Source organism: Hoyosella levis (assembly GCF_026008515.1).
GTDB lineage: Bacteria > Actinomycetota > Actinomycetes > Mycobacteriales > Mycobacteriaceae > Lolliginicoccus > Lolliginicoccus levis.
Genome location: NZ_BQYM01000003.1, coordinates 47,930 through 73,250, shown reverse-complemented (window position 1 = coordinate 73,250; position 25,321 = coordinate 47,930). Strand labels below are relative to the sequence as shown.

General features: G+C 68.7%; 28 protein-coding genes and 1 tRNA gene. 24 read left to right on the top strand and 5 right to left on the bottom strand.

Annotation, left to right across the window (positions count from 1 at the left end; translation table 11 throughout):
- Window positions 1-9 precede the first annotated feature (9 nt).
- From QC765_RS04335 to QC765_RS04230, 22 genes are all read left to right on the top strand, one after another.
- Window positions 10-501: a limonene-1,2-epoxide hydrolase family protein gene (locus QC765_RS04335; RefSeq protein ID WP_278313204.1), complete on the top strand. Its 492-nt coding sequence runs from the start codon at window positions 10-12 to the stop codon at window positions 499-501.
- 80 nt (window positions 502-581) lie between these two features.
- Complete coding sequence (gene hisD / locus QC765_RS04330) at window positions 582-1,928, top strand: histidinol dehydrogenase (RefSeq protein ID WP_278313203.1); 1,347 nt, start codon at window positions 582-584, stop codon at window positions 1,926-1,928.
- A 5-nt stretch (window positions 1,929-1,933) separates the two neighbouring features.
- A complete protein-coding gene (locus QC765_RS04325) occupies window positions 1,934-3,082 on the top strand; it encodes a histidinol-phosphate transaminase (RefSeq protein ID WP_278313384.1) in 1,149 nt (382 codons plus the stop codon).
- On the top strand, window positions 3,079-3,693 hold the full coding sequence (gene hisB / locus QC765_RS04320) for an imidazoleglycerol-phosphate dehydratase HisB (RefSeq protein WP_278313202.1): 615 nt from the start codon (window positions 3,079-3,081) through the stop codon (window positions 3,691-3,693). The genes QC765_RS04325 and hisB overlap by 4 nt, the downstream gene beginning before the upstream one ends.
- Before the next feature lie 13 nt (window positions 3,694-3,706).
- On the top strand, window positions 3,707-3,868 hold the full coding sequence (locus QC765_RS04315; RefSeq protein ID WP_278313201.1) for a CG2302 family histidine operon protein: 162 nt from the start codon (window positions 3,707-3,709) through the stop codon (window positions 3,866-3,868).
- Window positions 3,865-4,506: an imidazole glycerol phosphate synthase subunit HisH gene (gene hisH, locus QC765_RS04310; RefSeq protein WP_278313200.1), complete on the top strand. Its 642-nt coding sequence runs from the start codon at window positions 3,865-3,867 to the stop codon at window positions 4,504-4,506. The genes QC765_RS04315 and hisH overlap by 4 nt, the downstream gene beginning before the upstream one ends.
- Complete coding sequence (locus QC765_RS04305; protein WP_278313199.1) at window positions 4,503-4,772, top strand: hypothetical protein; 270 nt, start codon at window positions 4,503-4,505, stop codon at window positions 4,770-4,772. The genes hisH and QC765_RS04305 overlap by 4 nt, the downstream gene beginning before the upstream one ends.
- Window positions 4,773-4,783: 11 nt before the next feature.
- On the top strand, window positions 4,784-5,518 hold the full coding sequence (gene priA / locus QC765_RS04300; RefSeq protein ID WP_278313198.1) for a bifunctional 1-(5-phosphoribosyl)-5-((5-phosphoribosylamino)methylideneamino)imidazole-4-carboxamide isomerase/phosphoribosylanthranilate isomerase PriA: 735 nt from the start codon (window positions 4,784-4,786) through the stop codon (window positions 5,516-5,518).
- 11 nt (window positions 5,519-5,529) lie between these two features.
- The gene (locus QC765_RS04295; RefSeq protein ID WP_278313197.1) at window positions 5,530-6,339 is read left to right on the top strand and encodes an inositol monophosphatase family protein; all 810 of its coding nucleotides are present in this window, start codon (window positions 5,530-5,532) and stop codon (window positions 6,337-6,339) included.
- A gap of 46 nt (window positions 6,340-6,385) precedes the next feature.
- The gene (hisF, locus tag QC765_RS04290) at window positions 6,386-7,159 is read left to right on the top strand and encodes an imidazole glycerol phosphate synthase subunit HisF (RefSeq protein WP_278313196.1); all 774 of its coding nucleotides are present in this window, start codon (window positions 6,386-6,388) and stop codon (window positions 7,157-7,159) included.
- A complete protein-coding gene (gene hisI, locus QC765_RS04285; protein ID WP_278313195.1) occupies window positions 7,156-7,536 on the top strand; it encodes a phosphoribosyl-AMP cyclohydrolase in 381 nt (126 codons plus the stop codon). Before hisF ends, hisI begins: the two co-directional genes overlap by 4 nt.
- Window positions 7,537-7,591: 55 nt before the next feature.
- On the top strand, window positions 7,592-7,771 hold the full coding sequence (locus tag QC765_RS04280) for a tautomerase family protein (RefSeq protein ID WP_278313194.1): 180 nt from the start codon (window positions 7,592-7,594) through the stop codon (window positions 7,769-7,771).
- A gap of 121 nt (window positions 7,772-7,892) precedes the next feature.
- A complete protein-coding gene (locus tag QC765_RS04275) occupies window positions 7,893-8,660 on the top strand; it encodes a dioxygenase family protein (protein WP_278313383.1) in 768 nt (255 codons plus the stop codon).
- Between the two features lie 66 nt (window positions 8,661-8,726).
- Window positions 8,727-10,316 (top strand): anthranilate synthase component I, encoded by a 1,590-nt coding sequence (locus QC765_RS04270; RefSeq protein WP_278313193.1) that lies wholly within the window; start codon window positions 8,727-8,729, stop codon window positions 10,314-10,316.
- On the top strand, window positions 10,313-10,966 hold the full coding sequence (locus QC765_RS04265) for a TIGR02234 family membrane protein (protein ID WP_278313192.1): 654 nt from the start codon (window positions 10,313-10,315) through the stop codon (window positions 10,964-10,966). Before QC765_RS04270 ends, QC765_RS04265 begins: the two co-directional genes overlap by 4 nt.
- 91 nt (window positions 10,967-11,057) lie before the next feature.
- Complete coding sequence (gene trpC, locus QC765_RS04260) at window positions 11,058-11,873, top strand: indole-3-glycerol phosphate synthase TrpC (RefSeq protein ID WP_278313191.1); 816 nt, start codon at window positions 11,058-11,060, stop codon at window positions 11,871-11,873.
- A gap of 68 nt (window positions 11,874-11,941) precedes the next feature.
- Window positions 11,942-13,261: a tryptophan synthase subunit beta gene (trpB, locus tag QC765_RS04255; protein WP_507762901.1), complete on the top strand. Its 1,320-nt coding sequence runs from the start codon at window positions 11,942-11,944 to the stop codon at window positions 13,259-13,261.
- Entirely contained in the window at window positions 13,258-14,088 is an 831-nt protein-coding gene (gene trpA / locus QC765_RS04250; protein ID WP_278313190.1) for a tryptophan synthase subunit alpha, read from the top strand. Before trpB ends, trpA begins: the two co-directional genes overlap by 4 nt.
- Before the next feature lie 71 nt (window positions 14,089-14,159).
- A complete protein-coding gene (gene lgt, locus QC765_RS04245) occupies window positions 14,160-15,197 on the top strand; it encodes a prolipoprotein diacylglyceryl transferase (RefSeq protein ID WP_278313189.1) in 1,038 nt (345 codons plus the stop codon).
- Window positions 15,198-15,226: 29 nt separating this feature from the next.
- Window positions 15,227-15,721 carry a DUF2752 domain-containing protein gene (locus tag QC765_RS04240; protein ID WP_278313188.1) on the top strand — a complete coding sequence of 165 codons (495 nt, stop codon included), beginning with the start codon at window positions 15,227-15,229 and terminating at the stop codon, window positions 15,719-15,721.
- A gap of 97 nt (window positions 15,722-15,818) precedes the next feature.
- The gene (pyk, locus tag QC765_RS04235) at window positions 15,819-17,240 is read left to right on the top strand and encodes a pyruvate kinase (protein ID WP_278313187.1); all 1,422 of its coding nucleotides are present in this window, start codon (window positions 15,819-15,821) and stop codon (window positions 17,238-17,240) included.
- Window positions 17,241-17,423: 183 nt separating this feature from the next.
- A complete protein-coding gene (locus QC765_RS04230; protein ID WP_278313186.1) occupies window positions 17,424-18,182 on the top strand; it encodes a potassium channel family protein in 759 nt (252 codons plus the stop codon).
- Window positions 18,183-18,250: 68 nt separating this feature from the next.
- Here QC765_RS04230 and QC765_RS04225 read toward each other — a convergent pair.
- Window positions 18,251-18,324, bottom strand: a tRNA-Leu gene (locus QC765_RS04225).
- Window positions 18,325-18,550: 226 nt separating this feature from the next.
- Here QC765_RS04225 and QC765_RS04220 point away from each other — a divergent pair.
- Together QC765_RS04220 and QC765_RS04215 are read left to right on the top strand one after the other, a co-directional pair.
- The gene (locus tag QC765_RS04220; protein ID WP_278313185.1) at window positions 18,551-19,279 is read left to right on the top strand and encodes an ANTAR domain-containing response regulator; all 729 of its coding nucleotides are present in this window, start codon (window positions 18,551-18,553) and stop codon (window positions 19,277-19,279) included.
- Window positions 19,280-19,454: 175 nt separating this feature from the next.
- Complete coding sequence (locus tag QC765_RS04215; protein WP_278313184.1) at window positions 19,455-20,765, top strand: ABC transporter substrate-binding protein; 1,311 nt, start codon at window positions 19,455-19,457, stop codon at window positions 20,763-20,765.
- Between the two features lie 197 nt (window positions 20,766-20,962).
- Here QC765_RS04215 and QC765_RS04210 read toward each other — a convergent pair whose 3' ends face one another.
- From QC765_RS04210 to QC765_RS04195, 4 genes are read right to left on the bottom strand one after another with little or no spacing between them, the layout of a single operon-like run.
- Window positions 20,963-21,784, bottom strand: coding sequence for an ABC transporter ATP-binding protein (locus tag QC765_RS04210; RefSeq protein WP_278313183.1), 822 nt, complete (start codon window positions 21,782-21,784; stop codon window positions 20,963-20,965).
- Window positions 21,781-22,749 carry an ABC transporter ATP-binding protein gene (locus QC765_RS04205; protein ID WP_278313182.1) on the bottom strand — a complete coding sequence of 323 codons (969 nt, stop codon included), beginning with the start codon at window positions 22,747-22,749 and terminating at the stop codon, window positions 21,781-21,783. Before QC765_RS04205 ends, QC765_RS04210 begins: the two co-directional genes overlap by 4 nt.
- A complete protein-coding gene (locus QC765_RS04200; RefSeq protein ID WP_278313181.1) occupies window positions 22,742-23,743 on the bottom strand; it encodes a branched-chain amino acid ABC transporter permease in 1,002 nt (333 codons plus the stop codon). Before QC765_RS04200 ends, QC765_RS04205 begins: the two co-directional genes overlap by 8 nt.
- A 7-nt stretch (window positions 23,744-23,750) precedes the next feature.
- Window positions 23,751-25,121, bottom strand: coding sequence for a branched-chain amino acid ABC transporter permease (locus tag QC765_RS04195; RefSeq protein ID WP_278313180.1), 1,371 nt, complete (start codon window positions 25,119-25,121; stop codon window positions 23,751-23,753).
- Between the last annotated feature and the right edge of the window lie 200 nt (window positions 25,122-25,321).

Sequence of the window (25,321 nt, the reverse complement as noted above, 5' to 3'; positions counted from 1 at the left end):
TCCGCAGTCATGGACACTTCACGCCGCGCTAGTCGCTTGCCCCAGCTGCGAGGCACGGGCGTGCCCGCGGTCGCTGGTGATGACGCCATCGCGGTGGTGCGCGCGTTCCTCGCCGCCCTCGAGCGCGGCGACGTCGAGGCGGCGGCGCAGGGCCTTCACCCACAGGTCGAGCTGCGCATCGTGCCGTTCCGGCCCGTCGAGGGCATCGCGCCGGTGCTGCGGCAGCTGCGGAAGGCGGCCTCGCTGATCAGCAGCATGGACATCACCATCCACAGCATCGCCGCCAATGGCGAGACCGTGCTCACCGAGCGCACGCATCGCATCGCGCTGCTCGGTTCCATCGAGCTCGAGTTCTGGATGTGCGGGACCTTCGAGCTCGCTGACGGCTCCATCGCCGTGTGGCGCGACCGCTTCGACCTTGCCGAGATGACCGCCTCGATGATCCGCGGGGTCGGCACGGCGCTGTCCCGGCTGCAGATCGAGCAATCACCCCGGCGCTAGAGGTCGCCCGCCGCGATTGCCGCCCGGCCATCGCAGACCCGTATCCTGGTTGGGTAAGCGACCCTTCAGGAAGGACCCGCATGTCACCCCGTGTCGATCTGCGCCGCGTTGATCTCCGTGGCCGGATGCCCTCCATCGTCGAGCTGCGCGCGGTCCTGCCGCGCGGGGGCGTGGACGTGGATGCGGTGCTCCATCAGGTACGCCCGGTGGTCGACGACGTGCGGGCCCGCGGCGTCGAGGCCGCGATGGAGCTGAGCGAGAAGTTCGATCGCGTGCGCCCGGCGCAGGTGCGGGTTCCCGGGGCGGAGCTGCAGCGCGCCCTCGAGGAGCTCGATCCCGCGGTGCGCGCGGCGCTCGAGGTCGCGATCGAGCGTGCCCGGCGTGTCCACGCTGACCAGCGGCGCGCGGATACCACCACCAAGGTCGTGCCCGGCGGCACGGTCACCGAGCGCTGGGTGCCGATCCAGCGGGTGGGCCTGTACGTCCCCGGCGGCAATGCGGTGTATCCGTCGAGCGTGGTGATGAACGTGGTGCCCGCGCAAGAGGCTGGCGTGGAATCGCTGGTGGTGGCGTCGCCGCCGCAAGCTGATTTCGGAGGCCTGCCGCACCCGACGATCCTGGCGGCCGCGGCGCTGCTCGGGGTCGAGGAGGTGTGGGCCGTGGGAGGCGCGCAGGCCGTAGCACTGCTGACCCATGGCGGCACCGACACCACGGGCGACGATCTCGTGCCGGTGGACATGATCACGGGGCCTGGCAACATCTACGTCACCGCCGCCAAGCGCTTGTGCCGCAGCCTCGTGGGCATCGACGCCGAGGCGGGGCCGACGGAGATCGCTATCCTCGCCGATGACACCGCGGACGCGGCACACGTCGCGGCGGACCTGATCAGCCAGGCCGAGCATGATGTGCTCGCGGCGAGCGTGCTGGTCACCACCAGCGAGGATCTCGCCGATGCCGTGGACAAGCAGATCAACGAGCAGCTCGCGGCCACCAAGCACCAGGAGCGCATCGCGACCGCGCTGGGCGGCGAGCAGTCCGGGATCGTCCTGGTCGGCACCCTAAATGAGGGCGTAGCGGTCGTGGATGCCTATGCCGCCGAGCACCTTGAGATCCAGACCCGCGATGCTGCCGCGGTCGCGGGCAAGGTCCGCAACGCGGGCGCGATCTTCGTGGGGGCGTATTCCCCGGTGAGCCTGGGTGACTACTGCGCGGGCTCTAACCATGTCCTGCCCACGGCCGGCAGCGCGCGGCATTCCGCGGGATTGTCGGTGCAGACCTTCCTCAAGGGCATGCATGTCGTCGAGTACAGCGCCGACGCGCTGCGCGAGGTGGCGCCGCAGGTGATCGCGCTCGCTGGGGCGGAGGATCTCCCGGCGCACGGCCAGGCCGTGGAGCGCCGCTTTCCCGGACAGGATGCGGGCGAGTGACCGCGATGATGAGCGCGCCAGGCAGCGGGATCACGATCGATGACCTGCCGCTGCGCGAGAACTTGCGCGGCAAGTCGCCCTACGGCGCGCCGCAGCTGCAGGTGCCCGTGCAGCTCAATACGAACGAGAACCCGCATCCGCCGTCCGCGGCGCTGATCGCGGATGTCGCGGAGTCGGTGCGGCAGGCCGCGGCCGAGCTGCACCGGTACCCCGACCGGGATGCGACGGCGCTGCGCCAGGAACTCGCTGCCTATGTGACCAAGCAGACCGGCATCGAGGTCTCGGCGGCGAACCTGTGGGCGGCGAACGGGTCCAACGAGATCCTCCAGCAGCTCCTGCAGGCGTTCGGTGGACCGGGCCGCACGGCGCTGGGCTTCGTCCCGTCCTACTCCATGCACCCGATCATCTCCACCGGGACCCAGACGTTGTGGATCGAGTCGCCGCGGCGGGCGGACTTCTCCCTCGACGTGGAAGCGGCGGTGCGGGCGATCGGCGAGCACCAGCCCGATGTGGTGTTCGTGACGAGCCCCAACAATCCGACCGGGCACAGCATCCCGCTGGAGGAACTGCGCCAGATCCTCGACGCCGCGCCAGGCATCGTCGTTGTCGACGAGGCCTACGGCGAGTTCTCCGCGGTACCGAGCGCGGTGAGCCTCATCGACGAGCATCCGGCGAAGCTCGTGGTCAGCCGCACGATGAGCAAGGCCTTCGCGTTCGCTGGCGGCCGGCTCGGGTACCTCGTTGCCGCGCCCGCGATGGTCGATGCCATGCTGCTCGTCCGGCTGCCCTACCACTTGTCCGTGGTGACCCAGGCCGCGGCGCGGGCCGCGCTGCGCCATGCCGACGAGACGCTCGCGAGCGTGCACCACCTCGCCGCGGAGCGCGACCGGGTCTCCGCGGCACTCACCGGCCTGGGCTTCGACGTGGTGCCCAGCGATGCGAACTTCGTGCTTTTCGGGCGCTTCCGCGACAGCGACGAGAGCTGGCAGCGCTACCTCGACCAAGGGGTGCTGATCCGGGACGTGGGCATCCCTGGCCATCTTCGTGCGACCATTGGCCTCGATGCCGAGAACGATGCGTTCCTCGAGGCGAGCGCGCAGCTCGCGGCGAGCGACCTCGTGCAAGGCGGGACGCCACGGGAAGGAACATCATGACCGCACGGATCGGTCGCGCGGAACGAACCACGCGCGAGTCGAGCATCACCGTGGAATGGAACCTCGACGGCTCGGGCCGCACGGACATCTCCACGGGCGTTCCGTTCTTCGATCACATGCTCACCGCGCTCGGCGCGCACGGCAGCTTCGACCTGTCGGTCCGGGCCACCGGTGACATCGAGATCGAGGCGCACCACACGGTGGAGGACACCGCGATCGTGCTGGGGCAGGCGCTCGGCCAGGCACTCGGCGACAAGAAGGGCATCCGGCGCTTCGGGGATTGCTACATCCCGATGGACGAGACCCTCGCGCATGCCGTGGTGGACGTCTCGGGCCGGCCGTACTGCGTGCACACCGGCGAGCCCGAGCACATGCTGCACACCATCATCCCGGGGCACGCGAGCGCGCCCTACTCCACGGTGATCAACCGGCATGTCTTCGAGTCCCTCGCGATGAACGCCCGCATCGCCCTGCACGTGCGGGTGCTCTACGGGCGCGACCCGCACCACATCACCGAGGCCGAGTACAAGGCGGTGGCGCGGGCGCTGCGCGCGGCCGTGGAGCCGGATCCACGCGTCGGTGGCATCCCCTCGACGAAGGGCGCGCTGTGAGGATGGGGCCGCGATGAGCGCCACCGTGATGTACTTGCTGCTCATGGCTGCGGGCTTCCTCCTCGGAGGGGCCATCGCGCTGTGGCGGACCAACCGCTTCCTCTCCGGTGTTCTCGCCGCGACAGCGGTGATCTGCGGCGTGGCGGCATCCATTCGATTGCTGGAGGTCCTATGACAGCCCCCGCTCCGAGCGTGGCGATCCTCGACTACGGCTCGGGCAACCTGCGGTCCGCGCAGCGTGCCCTTGACCGCGTCGGAGCACGCACCATCGTGACGACCGATGGTCGAGAGGCGCTCGACGCCGATGGCCTGGTCGTGCCGGGCGTGGGTGCGTTCGCGGCCTGCATGGAGGGCCTCAAGGCAGTGCGGGGCGATCGCATCATCGGGCGCCGGCTGGCCGGTGGCCGACCGGTCCTCGGGATCTGCGTGGGCATGCAGGTGCTGTTCGAGCGTGGCATCGAGTTCGGCATCGAGGCCGAGGGCTGCGGGGAATGGCCCGGCACCGTCGATCGCCTGCATGCGGAGGTGCTGCCGCACATGGGGTGGAACACGGTGGAGGCCGCGCGGGGGAGCGTCTTGTTCGAGGGACTGCCCGCGGAGACGCGCTTCTACTTCGTGCACACCTATGCGGCGCAGTCGTGGGAGATGGAGCCGTCGGACGTGATCGCGCCACCGAAGCTCACGTGGGGCGACTACGGGGGCCGGTTCCTCGCGGCGATCGAGAATGGCCCGCTGTCGGCCACCCAGTTTCATCCGGAGAAGTCCGGCGATGCGGGAGCGCACCTGCTGGAGAACTGGGTGAGATCCCTGTGAGCACCGGCGAGGGGCCGACCGGGGAGTTCTCGATGGCGCGCCTGGCGCTGTACTCGCTCGGTGCCGGCTCGCTGGTGCTGCTCGGGGCGGCCGCCATCATCCTGCTCGCTCAGCCCGCTCCGGTGATCGGCCTGGTCATCGGGCTGGCCGGGCTGGGATTGTCCGTCGCTGCGGTGGGCGTCGTGTCGACGACGATGACGCGCCGCGCGCTCGGGCCCGAGGGTCCGGAGCAGCGAGGTTCGGTGAAAACCGGGCCGAGCGACTAAGGTTGTCGCCCGTGAGTCTTGTGTTGTTGCCCGCGGTGGATGTCGCGGATGGTCAGGCTGTCCGGCTCGTGCAGGGAGAGGCGGGGAGCGAGACTGGCTATGGCTCTCCCCGCGATGCCGCGCTGCAGTGGCAGAACGATGGTGCCGAGTGGGTGCACCTGGTGGATCTGGACGCGGCGTTCGGCCGGGGCTCCAACCGCGAGCTGCTCGCCGAAGTGGTGGGCGAGCTCGACGTGAAGGTGGAGCTCTCCGGTGGCATCCGCGACGACGAGTCGCTTGCTGCCGCTCTCGCGACGGGGTGCGCCCGGGTCAACCTCGGCACCGCGGCGATCGAGGATCCCGAGTGGTGCGCCCGCGCGATCGCCGAGCATGGCGAGCGCATCGCGGTCGGCCTGGACGTCAAGCTCATCGAGGGCCAGTGGCGTTTGCGCGGCCGCGGCTGGGTCAGCGATGGCGGTGACCTGTGGGAGGTGCTCGAGCGGCTCGATCGCGATGGATGCAGCCGCTACGTCGTCACTGACGTGACCAAGGACGGGACGCTCACTGGCCCGAACCTCGATCTGCTGCGCCAGGTGTGCGCGGCTACCGACGCCCCGGTGATCGCTTCCGGTGGCGTGTCGACGATCGCGGACCTCGAGGCCATCGCGACGCTCGTCGAGACCGGTGTGGAGGGATCCATCGTGGGCAAGGCGCTGTACGCGGGACGATTCACGCTGCCCGAGGCGCTGCGCGCCGTTTCCCGGTAGCGCGCTCCCTCATGGCCTCGCTGGATACCTCGACGCTCGATCGCCTCGCGGTCGAGGCGTGCCGGGTCCTCGACGAGGCGTGGCCGCGGTTCCTGGACGGGCACGGCGCGCCGAGTGCCGTGTCGAAGGGGGATCGCGATTTCGCCACGGAGATCGATCTCGAGCTCGAGCGGTTTGTCGCCGCGGAGCTCGAGCGCCGGACCGGCATCGGCACGCACGGCGAGGAGTTCGGCGGGGACAGCCTGAGCGGGGGGCCCGTGTGGGTGCTCGACCCCATCGACGGCACGATGAACTATTCGCTGGGCCTGCCGTACGCGGGGATGCTGCTGTCGCTGCTCGACGAGGGCCAGCCCGTGATCGGCCTGACCTGGCTTCCGCACCTCGAGGAGCGGATCTGGGCGGTCGTGGGCGGGGAGCTGATGCGCAACGGCGAGCCCCAGCCCCGGCTCGAGCCACGCTCGCTGCATCACAGCATGGTGGCCGTCGGCTCGTTCAATCTCGATAGCACCCAGGGGCTGTCCGGCCGCTACCGGCTGGACCTGATCGGTGAGATCAGTCGCCGCAGCTCGCGGGTGCGCATGCTCGGAGCCACGGGGGTCGACCTTGCCTACACCGCGGCGGGCACGCTGGGCGCGACCATCAGCTTCGGGCATCATGTATGGGACCACGCGGCGGGAGTGGCGCTGGTCCGGGCGGCCGGAGGAATCGTGACGGATCTGGCGGGCGAGCCCTGGACGGTGCGCTCGCGGTCGGTGCTCGCGGCCGCGCCCGGTGCGCACGAGGAGCTTGTCCGCCTCGCGGCATCCGTGCCCAGGCAGTGAAAGGCCGCGAGGCGTCGCGGACGATGAGTGTGGTGAAGGAGAGCGGATGAGCCTGGCAGTGCGTGTCATTCCATGCCTGGATGTCGACAATGGTCGCGTCGTCAAGGGCGTGAAGTTCCAGAACCTGCGTGATGCCGGTGACCCCGTGGAGCTTGCTGCTGCCTATGACGCGCAGGGCGCCGATGAGCTGACGTTCCTTGACGTCACCGCCTCCACCGGTGATCGCGGCACGATGATCGAGGTGGTGCGGCGCACCGCCGAGCAGGTCTTCATCCCTCTGACCGTGGGTGGCGGCGTCCGCTCGGTGGAGGATGTCAACCAGCTCCTGCGCGCCGGGGCGGACAAGGTCAGCGTGAATACCGCGGCGATCCGTCGCCCGGAGCTGCTGCGCGAGCTGTCCACCAGGTTCGGCTCGCAGTGCATCGTGCTGTCGGTCGATGCCCGGACGGTGCCGGATGGCCAGGATGACACCCCGTCTGGATGGGAGGTCACCACGCACGGCGGCAAGCAGGGCACCGGCATCGATGCGGTCGAGTGGGCGGTGCGCGGCGCGGAGCTCGGGGTGGGGGAGATCCTGCTCAATTCGATGGATGCCGACGGCACGAAGGCTGGATTCGACCTGCCGATGATCCGGGCGGTGCGTGCGGCGGTGGCTATCCCTGTGATCGCGTCGGGCGGCGCGGGCACGGCGCGGCATTTCCCGCCCGCGGTGCAGGCTGGCGCGGACGCGGTGCTGGCGGCGAGCGTCTTCCATTTCGGCGAGATGACGATTGGCGACGTCAAGGACGCGATGCGCGCGGAAGGGATCGTCGTGCGATGAGCAGCAACGAGATCGCGGCGGCACGGCTGGACCCGGCGATCGCGGCGCGGCTCAAGCGCAACGACGACGGGCTTGTGGCCGCGGTGGCGCAGGAACGTGGTACTGGTGACGTGCTGATGCTGGCGTGGATGGACGATCACGCGCTCGCCCATACCCTCGCCACACGGAAGGGCACGTATTTCTCCCGGAGCCGTGGCGAGTACTGGGTGAAGGGGGAGACCTCGGGGCACACCCAGCATGTGCACGAGGTACGCATCGACTGCGATGGCGATACCGTGCTGCTCGTGGTCGATCAGGTGGGGCCGGCCTGCCACACCGGCGTGCACACCTGCTTCACGGGCGATGATCGGGTGCTGCTGCCGCCCGAGCAGGCCTAGTCGTTCAAGCAGGCCCATTCGGGAAGCCAGGCCTCTCGTGGGGCACACTGATCCCATGCCTTTGATCCAGATCTCGCAGACCCCCGGCCTGACCGATGAGCAGAAGCGTGCCGCCATCGAGGCGGTGACGCAGGCGTATTGCTCCGCGACGGGCAAGAACGAGAGCGCGGTGTGGGTCGTGATGACCGATGTGCCGCGCGCGAGCTGGGGCGTCGGTGGCGTGCCGCTGGGCTAGAGCCCGTGACCCGGGGCCATCTGATCGGGCTGGGTGTGATCCGAGGAATAGTCGCTGGACTTGCTGGGTTGCCTAGCGCAATAATTGCGCAAGCAACTATCTAGGAGGTCCGATGGCCGCGATGCCCGTACTGTTCCTCAGCCACGGAGCGCCACCACTGGTCGACGATGCCCGGTGGGTCAGCCAGCTCAAGCGATGGGCGCGCGCCCTGCCACGGCCCACTAGCATCCTCATCGTCTCCGCTCACTGGGAATCGGCGCCGCTCACCATCGGTGCCACCGCCGATGCCGCGCCCCTCGTCTATGACTTCTGGGGCTTTCCGCAGCGCTTCTACGACGTGACCTACCCGGCTCCGGGCGCCCCCGGCCTCGCCGACCTCCTCGAATCGCTCGCGCCCGACGAGCACGAAGTGGTCCGCCAGCCCCACCGCGGGCTCGACCACGGCGCCTACGTGCCGCTCACGGTCATGTACCCCGAGGCCGATATCCCGGTGCTGCAGATCTCGCTGCCCACCCTCGAGCCACACGCGTTGCTCTCCCTTGGTGAGCGGCTGCGCCCCCTGCGCGAGCAGGGTGTGCTCATCATCGGCTCCGGCTTCACCACCCATGGGCTGCCCTACCTCACCGATCCCACCGCGGGCGCCACCCCGCCCGGATGGTCCAGCGAGTTCGACCACTGGACCGCCGAGACGCTCGCCCGCGGCGATCTCGACACCCTGCTCGATTTCCGCCGCTCCGCGCCCGGCATGCCCTACGCGCACCCCAGCACCGAGCACTTCGCGCCCCTGTTCGTCGCGCTCGGGGCATCCAGCGACCCCGAGCAGAGCCCCGAGCAGGTCATCGACGGATACTGGATGGGGCTGGCCAAGCGCTCGATCCAGCTCTCCTGAGCCCTGCGGCAGCCCTGCGGCTCCACCGGTTGTGACGCGCGCGGCCGGTGCTGCAAGGATGGGGGCATGCACGATTCGACGACCACGCGGGAACAGTTCCACCACCTGGCGGCCGAGCACAGGGTCGTGCCCGTGACCCGGAAGGTCCTCGCTGACGCCGAGACCCCCGTCTCCGCCTACCGGAAGCTCTCCGGCAACCGGGCCGGAACGTTCCTGCTCGAGTCCGCCGAGAATGGCCGATCTTGGTCGAGGTGGTCGTTCATCGGCGCCGCGAGCACCTGCGCCCTAACGGTGCGCGATGGCGACGCGGTCTGGATCGGCGGTGCACCACAGGGTGCTCCCTCCGGTGGCGACCCCATCGCCGCGCTGCGCGACACCCTCGCCCTGCTCGAGAGCGAGCACATCGACGGCATGCCACCGCTCACCGGGGGACTCGTTGGCTACCTGGGCTATGACATCGTGCGCCGCCTGGAGAAGCTGCCCGAGCACACCACCGATGACCTGCACGTCCCCGAGATGGTCATGCTGCTCGCTACGGACTTCGCTGCCTTCGACCACCACGAGGGCAGCATCACCCTGATCGCCAACGCCGTCAACTGGGACGGCACCGCCGAGCGCGCGGACGAGGCCTATGACGCAGCGGTCGCCAGGCTCGACGCGATGACCGCCGCCCTCGGCGCGCCCGCTGCCTCCACGGTCTCCACCTTCAGCCGGCCCGAGCCCGGCTTCGTGCGGCAGCGCACCAGCGAGGAGTTCGGCGCGGCAGTGACCCAGGTCGTCCACGAGATCGAGGAGGGCGAGGCATTCCAGGTAGTGCTATCCCAGCGCTTCGAGATGGACACCGACGCCGACGGGCTCGACGTCTACCGCATGCTGCGAGCCTCCAATCCGAGCCCCTACATGTACTTGATGCGCGTGCCCGCCGATCCGGGTGCGAGCGCGCAGGGCGACGGACTGCCCGACGAGACCGCGTTCACCATCGTGGGCTCGAGCCCCGAGGCCCTCGTGACCGTCCAGGAGGGCGTCGCGACCACTCATCCCATCGCCGGGACGCGCTGGCGCGGCGCCAGCGACGAGGACGACATCCTCCTGGAGAAGGACTTGCTCGCCGACGAGAAGGAGAACGCCGAGCACCTCATGCTCGTCGACCTTGGCCGCAACGACCTCGGCCGGGTGTGCAGGCCCGGCACCGTCAAGGTGTCCGACTACCGCCACATCGAGCGATACAGCCACGTGATGCACATGGTGTCGACGGTGACCGGCCAGCTCACCGAGGGGCGGACCGCGCTCGACGCGATCACGGCCTGCTTCCCGGCCGGCACGCTGTCGGGCGCGCCGAAGGTCCGCGCCATGGAGATCATCGACGAGCTCGAGCTCACACGCCGCGGCCTCTACGGCGGCATCGTCGGCTACCTCGACTTCACGGGCAATGCTGATACCGCCATCGCGATCCGCACCGCGCTGCTCAAGGACGGCAAGGCCTATGTGCAAGCGGGTGGGGGCATCGTTGCCGACTCGGAGCCCGAGTACGAGGACAATGAGTCGCGAAGCAAGGCGATGGCGGTGTTGAAAGCAGTCGCCGCGGCAGGCACCATCGAGCCCATGACCGCACCTGCCTCCGCAGATCCTGCGTCCGATATTCCTGCGTCATCATGACCGCGAGGCCGAGCGGGCAGCTCCGGAGGCGCGCGCTGGTCCTCGCGCTGCTCGCCGCGGTGCTGCTCTGGGGGTCATCGCGACTGCGCTGGGTCTCCTACACCGTGCTCGATGGCCTGCGGCCGCCGTATAGCGCCACGATCGTGGGCGCCGATTGGGCGGCCGGCCTCGCCCCTCTCGCCCTTGCCATCGGGGCGGCACTGCTGGTCGCTCTCGTGGCCCGGGGCCGGGCGCAGCCACTCCTGGCTCTCGCGATCGGCGTGTTGTCCGCTCTCGCGCTCGTCGAGCCGGTCCGGATGGTCCTCGGCGGTCTGGATGCGGATCGGGTCCGCAGGCTCGCCGAGCTGCCCGCGCGGGCGGAAGCCACCGGCATCACGAGCAATCCCGTGGCACCACTCGTCGCTGTTGCCGCGGCAGCGCTGGGCATCGCCGCGGCGCTGCTCCTCGCCCGCGCTCCGCGTCCCGGGGCCAACCTGGACAACGCGTACGCCACCCCGGCAGTGCGCAAGGCGAACGCCCGGACAGGCCTGGCGAGCGGGCCGATTTCGGCGCGGGAAGCGTCAGGCATACCATTGAGCGATCGGTTGCTCTGGGACGCGCTCGACGCGGGCGAGGACCCGACCACCGATGGCCCTGAGCCAAGGCCCTAGACGACAACGAGCAATGACGGTGCGTCATGATGATGATCGACCGCGCAGCGCGCGGATGCACTCGTCGACGGAAAGGACACGTGGGGGCAGGATGACCGTTCTCGACTCCATACTCGACGGCGTGCGTGCGGATGTCGCTGCCAGGGAGTCCGCCCTTGACCTCGCGGCGGTAAAGAAGCTGGCCAAGCAAGCTCCGGCTGCCCTCGACGCGACCGCGGCGCTGCGCGAGCCGGGGATCGCGGTGATCGCCGAGGTCAAGCGAGCGAGCCCGTCGCGGGGCGCGCTTGCCAACATCCCGGATCCCGCTGTCCTCGCCCACGAGTACGAGCTCGGTGGTGCCCGCGTGATCAGCGTCCTCACCGAGGAGCGCCGCTTCCAGGGGTCGCTTGCCGATCTCGACGCCGTCCGCGCCGCGGTCCGCATCCCGGTGCTGCGCAAGGATTTCATTGTCGGCCCCTACCAGGTCCATGAGGCACGTGCCCACGGCGCGGACGTCATCCTGCTCATCGTTGCCGCGCTCGAGCAGGACGTGCTCGTCTCCCTGCTCGACCGCACCGAGTCCCTGGGCATGACCGCGCTCGTCGAGGTGCATACCGAGGAGGAGGCGGACCGGGCGCTCGAGGCCGGAGCCAGCGTGATCGGCGTGAATGCCCGGGACCTCAAGACCCTCGAGGTCGATCGGGACTGCTTCGCGCGCATCGCGCCCGGCCTGCCCAGCAACGTCATCAAGATCGCGGAGTCCGGCGTTCGCGGCCCGGCAGACCTGCTGGCCTACGCGGGCGCTGGCGCCGACGCTGTACTGGTCGGGGAGGGCCTGGTGACCAGTGGCGATCCGCGAGCGGCCGTCTCCGATCTCGTGACCGCGGGCACGCACCCCTCCTGCCCGAAGCCAGCGCGCAAGGGATGACCCGGCGCGCGACGGGGCCGGCAACCGACATGGGAACAGGAAGTAGCGAAGTGGGGCAGACTGGCGGCATGACGCCGTTCGAACCTGTGGATCTCAAGGCAGCCGCGCAGCCCGGCGGGCAGCACATGCCCCGGGCGAGCGCCGGGCTCACCGAGCGCAGCCCCTCCGACCCCGACGCGGGCGGGCATTTCGGGGCATTCGGCGGCCGGTACGTGCCCGAGGCGCTGATGGCCGTGATCGAGGAGACCACCGCGGAGTACGAGAAGGCCCGCGCCGACGATGGCTTCCTCAACGAGCTTGATCGCCTGCACCGCGACTATTCCGGACGGCCCTCCCCGTTGTACGAGGCGAAGCGCCTGAGCGAGCATGCGGGCGGCGCGCGCATCTTCCTCAAGCGCGAGGATCTCAACCACACCGGCTCGCACAAGATCAACAACGTGCTCGGGCAGGCTCTGCTCGCGCAGCGCATGGGCAAGACCCGCGTCATCGCCGAGACCGGTGCCGGGCAGCATGGCGTGGCCACCGCCACCGCGTGCGCCCTCCTCGGCCTCGATTGCGTGATCTACATGGGCAAGGTCGATACCGACCGGCAGGCCCTCAACGTGGCACGGATGCGACTGCTCGGCGCGGAGGTCGTCGCCGTCGAGACCGGCTCGAAGACCCTCAAGGACGCCATCAACGAGGCCCTGCGGGACTGGGTCGCCCACGCTGACGACACCTATTACTGCTTCGGCACCGTGGCCGGACCCCACCCCTTCCCGCTGATGGTGCGCGATTTCCAGCGCATCATCGGGCTCGAGGCCCGCGTCCAGATCCAGGCGCTCGCGGGACGGCTTCCCGACGCCGCGGTTGCCTGCGTCGGTGGCGGCTCCAACGCCATCGGCCTGTTCCACGCCTTCATCGGCGACCCTGATGTCCGGCTAGTGGGCATCGAGGCGGGCGGCGACGGCGTCGATACCGGGCGCCACGCGGCCACGATCGGCGGTGGCACTCCCGGCGCGCTGCACGGCGCGTTCTCCTACCTGCTGCAGGACGACGACGGCCAGACCATCGAATCGCACTCGATCTCCGCTGGGCTCGACTATCCCGGAGTGGGACCCGAGCACTCCTACCTCAACGACATCGGCCGCGCCGAGTACCGCTCGGCCACCGACACCGATGCGATGGACGCGTTCGCGCTGCTCTGCCGCACGGAGGGCATCATCCCCGCGATCGAGTCGGCCCACGCCATCGCTGGGGCCCTCGTGCTCGGCCGCGAGCTCGGGGAGAACGCGATCATCGTGGTGAACCTCTCGGGACGCGGCGACAAGGACGTCGCCACCGCAGCGGAATGGTTCGAGCTCGCCCCGGCCAGTGCCACCGAGACCGAAGGGGAGAGCGCGCAGTGACCGCACCCATCAGCCCAAGCGATCCATCCGGCTCCCGCCTCGCGCCGATCTTCGCGCGCTGCAAGGCCGAGGGCCGCTCCGCCCTCGTCGGATACCTCCCTGCCGGCTACCCCGACAAGGCGACCTCCCGCGACCTTTTCGCCGCGCTCGTCGAGGCAGGCTGCGACATCATCGAGGTCGGCGTCCCGTACTCCGACCCCGTCATGGATGGCCCCACCATCCAGAACGCCGCCGGAACCGCCCGGCGCAATGGCTTCCGGGTCCGGGACGTCTTCGACTCGGTCGCCCATATCAAGGAGCTCGGCGGCAATGCCGTGGTCATGACCTACTGGAACCCGGTGCTCAAGTATGGCGTCGACGCGTTCGCCCGGGATCTTGCCGAAGCGGGCGGGCTCGGCCTCATCACTCCCGACCTGATCCCCGACGAGGCCCACGACTGGATCGCCGCGTCCACCGAGCACGGCCTCGACCGGATCTTCCTCGTCGCCCCGTCCTCCACGGAGGAGCGCCTGGCCACGACGCTCGACCAGTGCCGCGGCTTTGTCTACGCGGCATCGACCATGGGCGTCACCGGTGCCCGCGATGCCGTCTCCCACTCCGCCCCTGACCTCGTCGCCCGCATCCGCCAGCACAGCGACATCCCCATCGGGATCGGGCTCGGCGTGCGCGATCGCGCCCAGGCGGCCGAGATCGCGCGCTATGCCGATGCGGTCATCGTGGGATCCGCGCTCGTCAGCGCCGCCGAGGACAGCATCGATGCCGTTTCGGCGCTCACCCGCGAGCTTGCCGCCGGAGTACGCGAGCCCCACGCTTCCGCGACCGTGTGAAGTGGTCCACCTGCGCGGGGAGACATGTGCTCCCCGCGGCGTCCCATGCCTAGCCAATCGAGGGGAAAGCTGTGAACCAGGGCTCTCCAGCCGCTACGACGGTTGATCTGCTCGCGTACATCCCGAGCCCGCCGCAGGGCGTGTGGTACATCGGTCCGTTCGCGCTCCGCGCCTATGCGCTGTTCATCATCGTCGGCATCATCGTCGCGATCACCTGGGGCGATCGGCGCTGGCAGGCGCGCGGCGGGGAGCCCGGCACCGTGCTCGACATCGCGCTGTGGGCCATCCCGTTCGGATTTGTCGGCGGCCGGGCGTACCACGTGCTCACGGACTGGCAGAAGTACTTCGGCGAGGGCGCCAGCGCGATCGATGCGCTGAAGGTATGGCAGGGCGGCCTCGGCATCTGGGGCGCTGTCGCGTTCGGTGCCCTCGGCGCGTGGATCGGCTGCCGGGTCAAGAAGGTGCCACTTCCGGCATTCGGTGATGCCGTCGCGCCGGGCATCCTCCTCGCGCAGGGCATCGGTCGCCTCGGCAACTACTTCAACCAGGAGCTCTACGGCCGCAGCACTGACTTGCCGTGGGGCCTGGAGATCTACACCCGGCTCGACGCGGAAGGCCGCATCGACAACCTCAACGGCGTCTCCACCGGCCAGCTCGTGGACGTGGTGCATCCGACGTTCCTCTACGAGTTGCTCTGGAATGTCTTCTTCGTCGTGGTGCTCGTGCTGATCGATCGCAAGTTCCGCATCGGGCACGGCCGGTTGTTCGCGCTCTACGTCGCGGGCTACAGCTTCGGCAGGTTCTGGGTGGAACTGATGCGGGCCGACCCGGCCAACGAGTTCTTCGGCATCCGGATCAACTCATACACCTCCGCCATCGTGTTCACCGGCGCGATCATCTACGTGCTGCTCGCTCGCAAGGGCCGGGAGGATCCCGAGGCTCTCCTCCCCGGTGGCGCGCACGCGGGCGCAGCGGATGGCTCTCCCGAGGAGCACGCCGCACCGGTCAACGCGGGCGAGGCCCCAGCAAGCAACGAGGGCGCGCACGAGGACGGCGAGACGCGCTCCGGCGATCCTGGCAGTGGCGATAGCGCGGGGGACTCCCGCTGATCCTGGTCGAGCGATAGCGAGGTTGCCCCATGGCACGGCAGTCCGGGACGGGGCCGGATCCCCGCACTGGGCCGGTTCAGCACTCTGGTCCGGTTCGGCCTGGGCCGCGGCCCCCGGGCTGCAGCCATGGGGCAGGCCCGCGCAACCGGGTTCATGCGGTCGCGCTCGCCGCGCTCCTCGGCGGGGGATGCCTGTACCTCTGGGCATTCAGCCCGCACGACAGTTCCTCGGTATACCCGATCTGCCCGACCAAGCTGCTGACGGGCCTGGACTGCCCCGGGTGCGGCGCGCTGCGCATGGGCCACGACCTGCTCCGCGGCGATCTCGTCGCCGCAGCGCATGATAACGCGTTCCTCCTTGGTCTCGTCCCGATGCTCCTCGGCTACGGCGGATGGCTCGCCTGGCAGCGCTCGCGCGGCCGCGCGCCGGGAATGCCATGGCGGGCCATCATCGTGATCACGGTGCTCGCGATCATCTGGGGGATCGTCCGCAACATTCCCGGCTTCCCGCTCGTGCCGGGCTAGCTAGCGCTGGTCCGTGAGCAGCGGGGACCGAGAATTCCTTGCCCGTTCATTCCGTGCGATGCAGACACTCCCAATCCGGGCGACTATGTTGGTGTCTGTGAAACGTCGAGCGAAGATCGTGTGCACCCTGGGGCCCGCCACTGGCACCGAGGAGAAGGTGAAGCAGCTCATCGACAGCGGCATGAACGTCGCGCGCCTCAACATGAGCCATGGCGACCACGCCACCCATGAGCAGAACTACAAGCATGTCCGCGCTGCCGCCGAGGCAGCTGGCCGCAACGTGGGAATCCTTGCCGACCTCCAGGGGCCCAAGATCCGGCTCGGACGCTTCGAGGACGGCGGCGCCACCCACTGGGCGAGCGGCGAGGAAGTCCGCATCAGCGTCGAGGACTGCCCCGGCACCCACGATCGAGTATCGACCACCTACAAGGGCCTCGCCGAGGATGCGCGCGCCGGGGACCGGCTGCTCATCGATGACGGCAAGGTCGGCCTCGTGGTCACCGCCGTCGAGGGGCCGGACGTAGTGTGCCGTGTCGTCGAGGGCGGGCCCGTCAGCAACAACAAGGGCATCTCGCTGCCCGGCATGAACGTCTCGGTGCCCGCGATGTCGGAGAAGGACGTCGAGGACCTCGAGTTCGCGCTGAACCTCGGGGTGGACCTGATCGCGCTGTCGTTCGTGCGGTCGCCGTCGGACATCGAGCTCGTCCACGACGTCATGGACCGGGTGGGCCGCCGCGTCCCGGTCATCGCGAAGCTCGAGAAGCCCGAAGCGATCGCCAACCTCGAGGCTATCGTCCTGGCGTTCGATGCCATCATGGTCGCCCGTGGCGACCTCGGCGTCGAGATGCCGCTCGAGCAGGTGCCGGTCGTGCAGAAGCGCGTGATCCAGGTCGCGCGCGAGAACGCCAAGCCCGTGATCGTCGCGACGCAGATGCTCGAGTCGATGATCACCAACGCTCGCCCCACCCGGGCGGAGGCATCCGATGTGGCCAATGCCGTGCTCGACGGAGCGGATGCCGTGATGCTGTCCGGCGAGACCTCGGTGGGCCAGTACGCGCTCGAGGCGGTCCGCACGATGGCGCGGATCATCACCGCCGTCGAGGCAGAATCCACCGTCGTGCCACCGCTGACGCATGTGCCACGCACCAAGCGGGGCGTGATCTCCTACGCGGCACGCGACATCGGCGAGCGGCTCGAGGCGAAGGCGCTCGTGGCGTTCACGCAGTCCGGTGACACCGTGCGGCGGCTCGCCCGGCTGCACACCTCGCTGCCGCTGGTAGCCCTCACTCCCGTTCCCGCGGTGCACAACCAGTTGTCGCTGACGTGGGGCACCGAGACGTTCACGGTGCCGTACGTGGAGAGCACCGATGAGATGATCCGCCAGGTCGATGAGGCGCTGCTATCGGTCGGCGGCTATGAGCGCGGCGACCGTGTCGTGATCGTCGCTGGCGCCCCGCCCGGAACGGTGGGCTCGACCAACCTCATCCAGGTGCATCGCATCGGCGAGGACGACCACTAGGCCGCCATCGGGCCCCTGGCACCGCTTGGCCCGGGCGGGCTCTCGGCGGGGCCAGCCGCGCGCATTAGTGGAAACTTTTCCTCCCCTGAGCGGGAAAAGTTACCACTCGCGCCCGGCAATGGGCCCAGTCCGGCAACGCCAGGCTTTTTCGCCATCTCCGCCCGGCCGTGGCACCATTCCTGGATGGCCCGCCGCATTCCGGATCCTCGATCAGTGCTGCCGCCCGCTGAGTGGCCGATGGTGGGCGCCGCCTTCGTGTACATCGTCGCCTACAGCGTCTCGGTGCTGCGGCCGGAACCAGGGGTGCGGGCGGCCACCGAGCTGATCATGGTGGGCGTCTGGGTCATCTTCGCGATCGACTACCTCGTGCGCCTCGTCGCGGCGGAGCGCAAGCTGCGATGGTTCGTCACCCATCCGCTGGAACTGGCCATCGTGGCGCTGCCGATGCTGCGGCCACTGCGCCTGCTGCGCGTGGTCATCGTGGTGCAGAAGCTCCATGCTTCGGTGGGCCGCACGCTGCATGGCCGGGTCGGGATCTATGCGGCTGCTTCAGCGACGCTGCTGATCTACATGGCGTCGCTCGCCGTGCTCGATGCCGAGCGCAACGCCGCGGGCACGCAGATCACGAACTTCGGCGATGCGGTGTGGTGGTCCATCGTGACGGTCACGACCGTGGGCTACGGCGACATCGTGCTCGTGACCACGGTGGGCCGGTTCATCGCGGTGCTGCTGATGTTCGGCGGGATCAGCATCATCGGTGTCATCACGGGCACCATCGCTTCGGTGATCGTCAACCGGGTATCCGAGAACGATGAGACCCAGCAAGCCGCGACGCGTGCGCAGGTGACGGCTCTGGACGAGCACATCAGCAAGCTCGAGGAGCGGGTCGCGGCTCTCGCGGCGTTGCTGTCGGAGCAGGAGCGGGGCCCGCGGCGGGAATAGTGGCAAGAGGACCGGGTCGCGCGGGATAGGCGTCGCGCGGGATATTCCAAGGCAGGCCCGGCATGAAGTGCCCTCGGTGAGACTCGAACTCACACTGTACGGGTTTTGAATCCGTTGCCTCTGCCAATTGGGCTACGAGGGCGGGCCGCGTGCATCGGTGGCGCCTGCGGGCGCTGCCGAGCGGTGCGCGGACAACAGTGGATGTTACCCGAACGTGGTTGCTGGACGCACATCCTTGGATCTGGCGTGGTGAAGCGTGCTGGTGATCGCGCGCGACCCGCTGGCGGCGGTAGGCTCTTGCTGCGGAGCGAATACAAAACAACGCGGTCGATAATCGCTTCGGCCGCAGGTGAGGGGAACGGGTGTCGATGAAGGACTCCGAGGCGGTGCAGGATCAGTCCGGCGTCACTGGCGCGCCAGGGGGCGCCGGGGCATCGGACGTCGAGGGTGCGATCGCGTCGGAGGCGAAGGACGCGACGGGGGAGGACGATGCCCGGTCGGCGTGGCCGGTCCGGCGCGTGCTGGTGGCCGAGGACGAGACCTTGATCCGGCTCGATCTGACCGAGATGCTCCGCGAGGAGGGCTACGACGTCGTTGGCGAGGCCGGTGACGGGCAGCGCGCGGTGGAGCTCGCGGAGGAACTCACCCCGGACCTGGTGATCATGGACGTGAAGATGCCCGTGCGCGATGGCATCGATGCGGCATCGGAGATCGCGGCAAAGCGGATCTCTCCAGTCGTGATCCTGACGGCATTCAGCCAGCGCGAGCTCGTGGAGCGGGCACGGGATGCTGGCGCGATGGCCTACTTGGTGAAGCCTTTCTCGCAGGGGGACCTGGTCCCGGCGATCGAGCTGGCCACGAGCCGGTTCGCGGAGCTGAAGGCGCTGGAGCGGGAGGTCGGTGAGCTCACTGATCGGCTGGAGACGCGCAAGCTCATCGATCGGGCGAAGGGCGCGCTGATGAAGGCGCATGGCATGACCGAGCCGGAGGCGTTCCGGTGGATCCAGCGGGCCGCGATGGATCGCCGCACGACGATGAAGGTTGTCGCGCAGGTCGTGAACGATACGCTTTCCATGAAGCCCAAATCTGGAAAGTAGAATGCTGGATTATTGTGGAAACTCTTCGTTTCCACTATTGCGGGACGGTGACATGCGGCGAGTCGGCTGAGCGATTGGTCGCAATTGCCGCTATGTTCCTCACAAGGACGCCCGGGGTTGGCTCGCGCGAGTGCGAGCGCAGGAACTCGGGCCCGACCCTTGAGGAGACTTCCCTATGGCGCAACCACACTGGATCCGCCTCGCAGCCATCGCGGGTGCCACCTCGCTGCTGCTCACCGCGTGCGGCGGCTCCGACGACTCGGCCGACGAGGTGCAGCTCGCTGATACCGACTGCGACCCGCCCCAGGCCGAGGCGACGGGCAACCCGTCTACCGAGCCGCTGAAGTTCGGTGGCCTGCTGCCGCAGACCGGAGACCTCGCTTTCCTCGGGCCCCCGGAGATCGCGGGCTCCGAGCTTGCCGTGCAGGAGATCAACGACGCCGGTGGGGTGCTCGGAAACCCGGTCACCATCAACCAGGGCGACTCGGGCGACACCACCACCAACATTGCCAACCAGACCGTCGACCGGCTCCTCGCCGACGGCGTGCAGGTGATCATTGGCGCGGCATCCTCCGGGGTGTCCCTCAACGTGATCGACAAGGTCGTCGATGCGGGCGTCGTGATGTTCTCTCCCGCGAACACCTCCGACCAGTTCGTGTGCTACCCCGACAAGGGCCTGTACTTCCGGACTGCTCCCACCGATGTGCTGCAGGCCCAGGCGCTGGTGCAGCTGATGGCCAACGATGGCGTGCAGCGCGTGTCCGTGCTTGCCCGCAACGATCCCTACGGCGCCGGGCTCGGCCGCAACACCGAGCGCTTCCTCCAGGAAGCAGGCATCTCCGAGGATCAGATCCAGGTCATCATCTACGACCCGAACGCGCAGTCGTTCAACGCCGAGCTCGATGAGATCGCCCAGTTCGACCCCGACGGCATCGCGGTCATTGGCTTCGACGAGAGCAAGCGCATCATCACCCGCATGTCCGAGATCGGCATCGGGCCACAGGACAAGAACGTCTACGGCACCGATGGCAACATGGGCAACGCGCTCGGCGAGGGCATGGACGCGGGCATCCTCGAGGGCATGCGCGGAACTGCCCCGCAGTCGCCGATGAGCAGTGACTTCGAGGAGCGTGTTCGTGCAGCGGGCGAGGCTTCCGGGCTCAGCCTGTCCGATCTGCAGTACTCCGCCGAGGCCTATGACGCGGTGATCATCTCGGCTCTCGCCGCCGAGGCCGCCGGATCCACCAATGGCACTGACATCGCGTCCGAGGTCAACGACATCACCAGCGGCGGCGAGGCGTGCGCCTCGTTCGCCGAATGCCGCGACCTGATCGCCGCGGGCGAGGACGTCGACTACAACGGCGTCACCGGTGAGCTCGAGTTCGCCCCCGCGGGCGAGCCCGGCGTCGGTTCGTACGGCGTGCTGGAGTTTGGTCCCGCGAACGCGCTCCTCCCTGTTGAGGACTACGTCATCGTGGGCGACTGACCGAGCAGGTCCCGATAGCGGGGTGGCGCTCCTATGGAGTGCCACCCCGCTTCTGTTTCTCGGCACGTGGGTGCCTCAGCTTTGGCAAAAGCACCGGAAACCGTCAAACGCGATAGAAACTGACCTGGGATCTCGGCAGCTTCTATCGCGTTTGCGGTGGTGGTCCTAGGCGGCAGTATCGCCGTGCGGCGGAATTACTAGCCGCGCGCCTCGTTGCTGCCCGCGAGCGTGCCGAGGTACAGCTCGATCACCTTCGGATCATGCAGCAGGTTCGGCCCCGTATCGGTGTAGGCGTTGCGTCCTTGGTCGAGGACGTAGCCGCGGTCGCAGATCTGCAGGCAGCGTCGGGCATTCTGCTCCACCATGATGATCGACACCCCGGAGGCGTTGATCTTCTTGCAGCGCACGAACACCTCGTCCTGGAACATCGGGGACAGCCCGGCCGACGGCTCGTCGAGCAGCAGGACGCTGGGATCCATCATCAGTGCCCGTCCCATGGCGACCATCTGACGCTCGCCGCCCGAGAGCGCACCGGCCTTGGTGCTCTTGCGCTGCCTCAGCATCGGGAACAGCTCGGAGACGGTGTCGAAGCGTTCGCTGAACAGGCGCGGCCGCAAATAGATGCCCATCTGGAGGTTTTCCTCGATGGTCAGGCTGGGGAAGACGTTGTTGGTCTGGGGCACATAGCCGACGCCGAGGGTGACGAGCGTGTGGGCCTGCGCCGCAGTGATGCTGGCGCCGCGCAGGGTGACTGTGCCTCCACGGACGGGGATCAGCCCGAACAGGGACTTGAGCAGCGTGGACTTGCCGGCACCGTTGGGACCGATGATGCCGACGATCTCGCCCTCGCGCAGGTAGAAGTTGCAGCTTTCGAGGATGTTGACCCCGGGCAGGTAGCCGGCGGTGAGGTCGTCGGCGCGCAGCAACGCGCCATCGGCGAGGCGGGCGTGCTCGGCGGGTGTTGCCGCGAGCTGGGCGGGGGACAGCTCCGTGGATTGCTCTCCGGCACCGGTGCTCATCGTGTGGCCTCCTCTTCGGATTCCCGGGCAGCGGAGATGCTCTGGCCTCTCTGGACCCGTTGGGCGAGCTGCGCTTCCATTTCCTCGACCATGCGGGCCGTCTCGCCGACGGGATTGCCCTGGTCATCGAACTCGAGCGGCTTGTCGTGATGGCTGCCGAGGTAGGCGTCAACGACCGCGGGGTTGCTCGAGAGCTCGCTCGGCGGTCCCTCGGCGATGATCTCGCCCTGTGCCATGACGACGACCCAGTCCGAGACGTCGCGGATGACGTCCATGTCGTGCTCGACGAACACCACGGTGGTGCCGTCGTCACGCAGGGACTTGATGTGACCGAGGAGGCTCTGTGTCAGCGCGGGGTTCACCCCTGCCATGGGCTCGTCAAGCATCACGACCTTCGGATCGGTCATCAGCGCTCGTGCCATCTCGAGGAGCTTGCGCTGACCACCGGAGAGCGAGCCGGCCATGTCGCTGGCCTTCGCGTCGAGCTTGAACCGAGCGAGCATCGCGTGGGCGCGCTCGGTGATCTCGGCCTCCTGCGCGCGCCAGGACCAGGGCATCAGGGCGCCGATCATGCTCTCGCCGCTCTGGCCGGTCGCGCCGAGCCGAACATTGTCGAGCACGGTGAGGCGGGATAGGGCCTTGGTGAGCTGGAAGGTGCGCACCATGCCGCTGCGCGCCACCCGGTAGGCAGGCTTCGACGAGATGGGCTTGCCGTCGAGGGTCCAGGTGCCGCTGTTGGCGCGATCGAAGCCAGTGAGCAGGTTGAACAGGGTGGTCTTGCCCGCTCCGTTCGGTCCGATCAGTCCAGTGATGGTGCCGCGCTGGATCTCGAGGTGGTCGACGTTGACCGCTTGCACGCCGCCGAAGGAGCGGGTGACGTGGTCCGCGGTGATGATCGCGTCGGGCTTGCCGCTCCCGGGCACGCGCTCCACCCCGGCGAACGGGTCGCTGGTGGTATCAGGCATTGAGCTGCACCTCCTCCTTGCGCCCGAGGATGCCCTGGGGCCGATAGATGATCAGGACCGCGAGCAGGATGCCGACCAGCATGATCTGCACGGCGCCGACCTGCTGAGCGGAGATGGGCAGCACCGAGTCGGGGCCGGTGGCGAGCTGGCGGAGCACGTTGTCGATGAGGGAGAAGACGAACCAGAACACCATCGCGCCCACGACGGGGCCGAGCACGGTCGCGGCGCCGCCGAGGATCATGGCGGTCCACGCGAAGAACGTCTGCTGGGTGGAGAAGAAGTCTGGGTTCAGGGCCTGTGTCATGGCGATGAAGATGCCGGCGAGGCCGCCGAAAAAGCCACCGAGGACGAGCGCCTGCATGCGGTACATGAAGACGTTCTTGCCCAGCGCCCGCGCCGCGTCCTCGTCCTCGCGGACGGCCTTGAGCGCGCGCCCCCAGGGGCTGCGCACGAGCAGCCACACCACCACGAGCAGGACAGCGATGAGGGCCCAGCCGACGGTCATCGACCACAGGGTCGAGCCCAGGAACTTCACGCCAAGGAGGGTGTACTCGCGCCCCGAGTCGTAGGGGTTGATCGACTGGAACGCGAAGTTCTGCCCCTGGATGCCGCGCGTGCCGCGGGTGATGTCATCGGAGGCAGTGGAGCGGGCGGCGAGCCGTAGGATCTCGGACGCGGCGATGGTGACGATGGCGAGGTAGTCCGCTCTCAGTCGCAGCGTCGGCACGCCCAGCAGCAGCGCGAGGACCACCGATGCGCCCATGCCGACGAGCAGGCCGAGCCACATCGGCTGGTCGTAGACCACCACCGTGATTCCCACTCCGTAAGCGCTGACCAGCGCGAAGCCGATCTGCCCGAAGTTCAGCAGGCCGGTATAGCCGAAGTGGATGTTCAGCCCGATCGCGAGGAGGGCGAAGAAGATTGCTTGCGGGCCGACGAACTGGGCGAGCGCGTTGCTCAGCACCACGCCGGCGTCGATTCCGAGGATGTCCATCGGTGCCTCACCCCACCCTCGTCCGGGAACCAAGGATTCCCTGGGGGCGCAGCACGAGCACGAGGATGAGCACCAGCAGGCCTCCTGTGTACTTCAGATCGGGATTGATCACGAGCGTGGACAATTGCACGAGGAGCCCGAGCAGCACGCAACCGAGCAGCGCGCCATAGGCGGTGCCGAGGCCGCCGAGGATGATGCCGGCGAACATCAGCAGCAGCAGCTTGAAGCCCATCTCGAACTGCACGGTGCCGTTGAGCTCCGAGACGGCGAACAGCACGCCGCCGAGCGCGGCGAGGCCGCCGCCGAGGGCCCAGACGAACGCGATGACGCGCTCGACGTTGATGCCGGACGAGGCCGCGAGGTCCTTGTTGTCCGCGACGGCGCGCATGGCCTTGCCGATGCGGGTCATCTTGAACATCAGCGCGACCGCCACGAGCACCACCAGGCTGATGACCATGGTGCCGAGGTTGACCGGGGTGATCGCGACCGGGCCGAGCTCGAGCTGCCGCTGCGCCTGGTAGGTGGTGAAGGCCTGCGAGCGGTCGGAGAAGAACAGCAGGATCGCGGCGCGCAGCGCGAGCGCGAGACCGATGGATACCACCAATTGAGCGACGAGGCTCGCGCCGCGGCGGCGCAGGGGCCGCCAGATGACGGAGTTGTTGAGCAGGCCGACGATGATGCCGACGATGATCGCGATGATCGTGGCGATGCCGAGGTTCGCGGCGAGGCTGAGGTTCGCGCCCCATGAGGTGCCGTCGCCGAAGCGGAACACCTCGCCGAGCAGCAGGTTGGCGACCCACGCCGCCACCGCGCCGATGGTGACGAGCTCGCCATGTGCGAAGTTTGTCAGGCCGGTGGTGCCGAAGATCAAGCTCAGGCCCACCGCGGTGATGGCGATGACCAGGCCGAATCGCAGCCCCTCAATAGTCAGGCGCAGCAGCTTCTCGCCCATCGAGATGTCGAGCCCGCTGCGGATGTCGCCAAAGGTGTAGATGACGGAGGCGACGCGATCCGCGCGGACCGTGGCGGTGCGCTCGCTGGTCTGCACGAGCACATCCGGCGGAAGGGACGCCTCGACCAGCGTGATGGTGTAGGTGCCGGGGGCGAGCGTCATCGACCAGCGGCCGCGCTCGCTGGAGGTGGTCTCCGCGGCCTCGTCGCCCGTCTCGTCGGTGGCGATGATCGTTGCCCCGGCCACGGGCGTGCCCGCATTGACCAGCGCGCCCTGCACGGTGCCGGTGGCGGCGGGAGAGTCATCCGGTGAGTCCTGGGCGTGGGCGAAACCACTCGCGAGGAGCGCCGAGAGCAGCGCGAGCAGCAGCGTTGCTAGTACGGCTCTGCCGAGTGGAACGCCCCGCCGGCCAGCAGTGTGTGTCACGTGTCCTCCTCCCGGTCGCGCGAGCGCGGGGCCGGGGCCGGTCGGAATCGCGGTTTCCGCGAATTGTCCGTTTCATTCTGTCAACTGAGGAACCCTACGTCCGTTTGGTTTCCGATGCGCTTGCCGGCGTGTTGCGCCAGTGTTTCGCTGGGCTCGCGGGGCCGAACGACACGTCGGTGCTGCCGAGTGTCAGGGCTCAT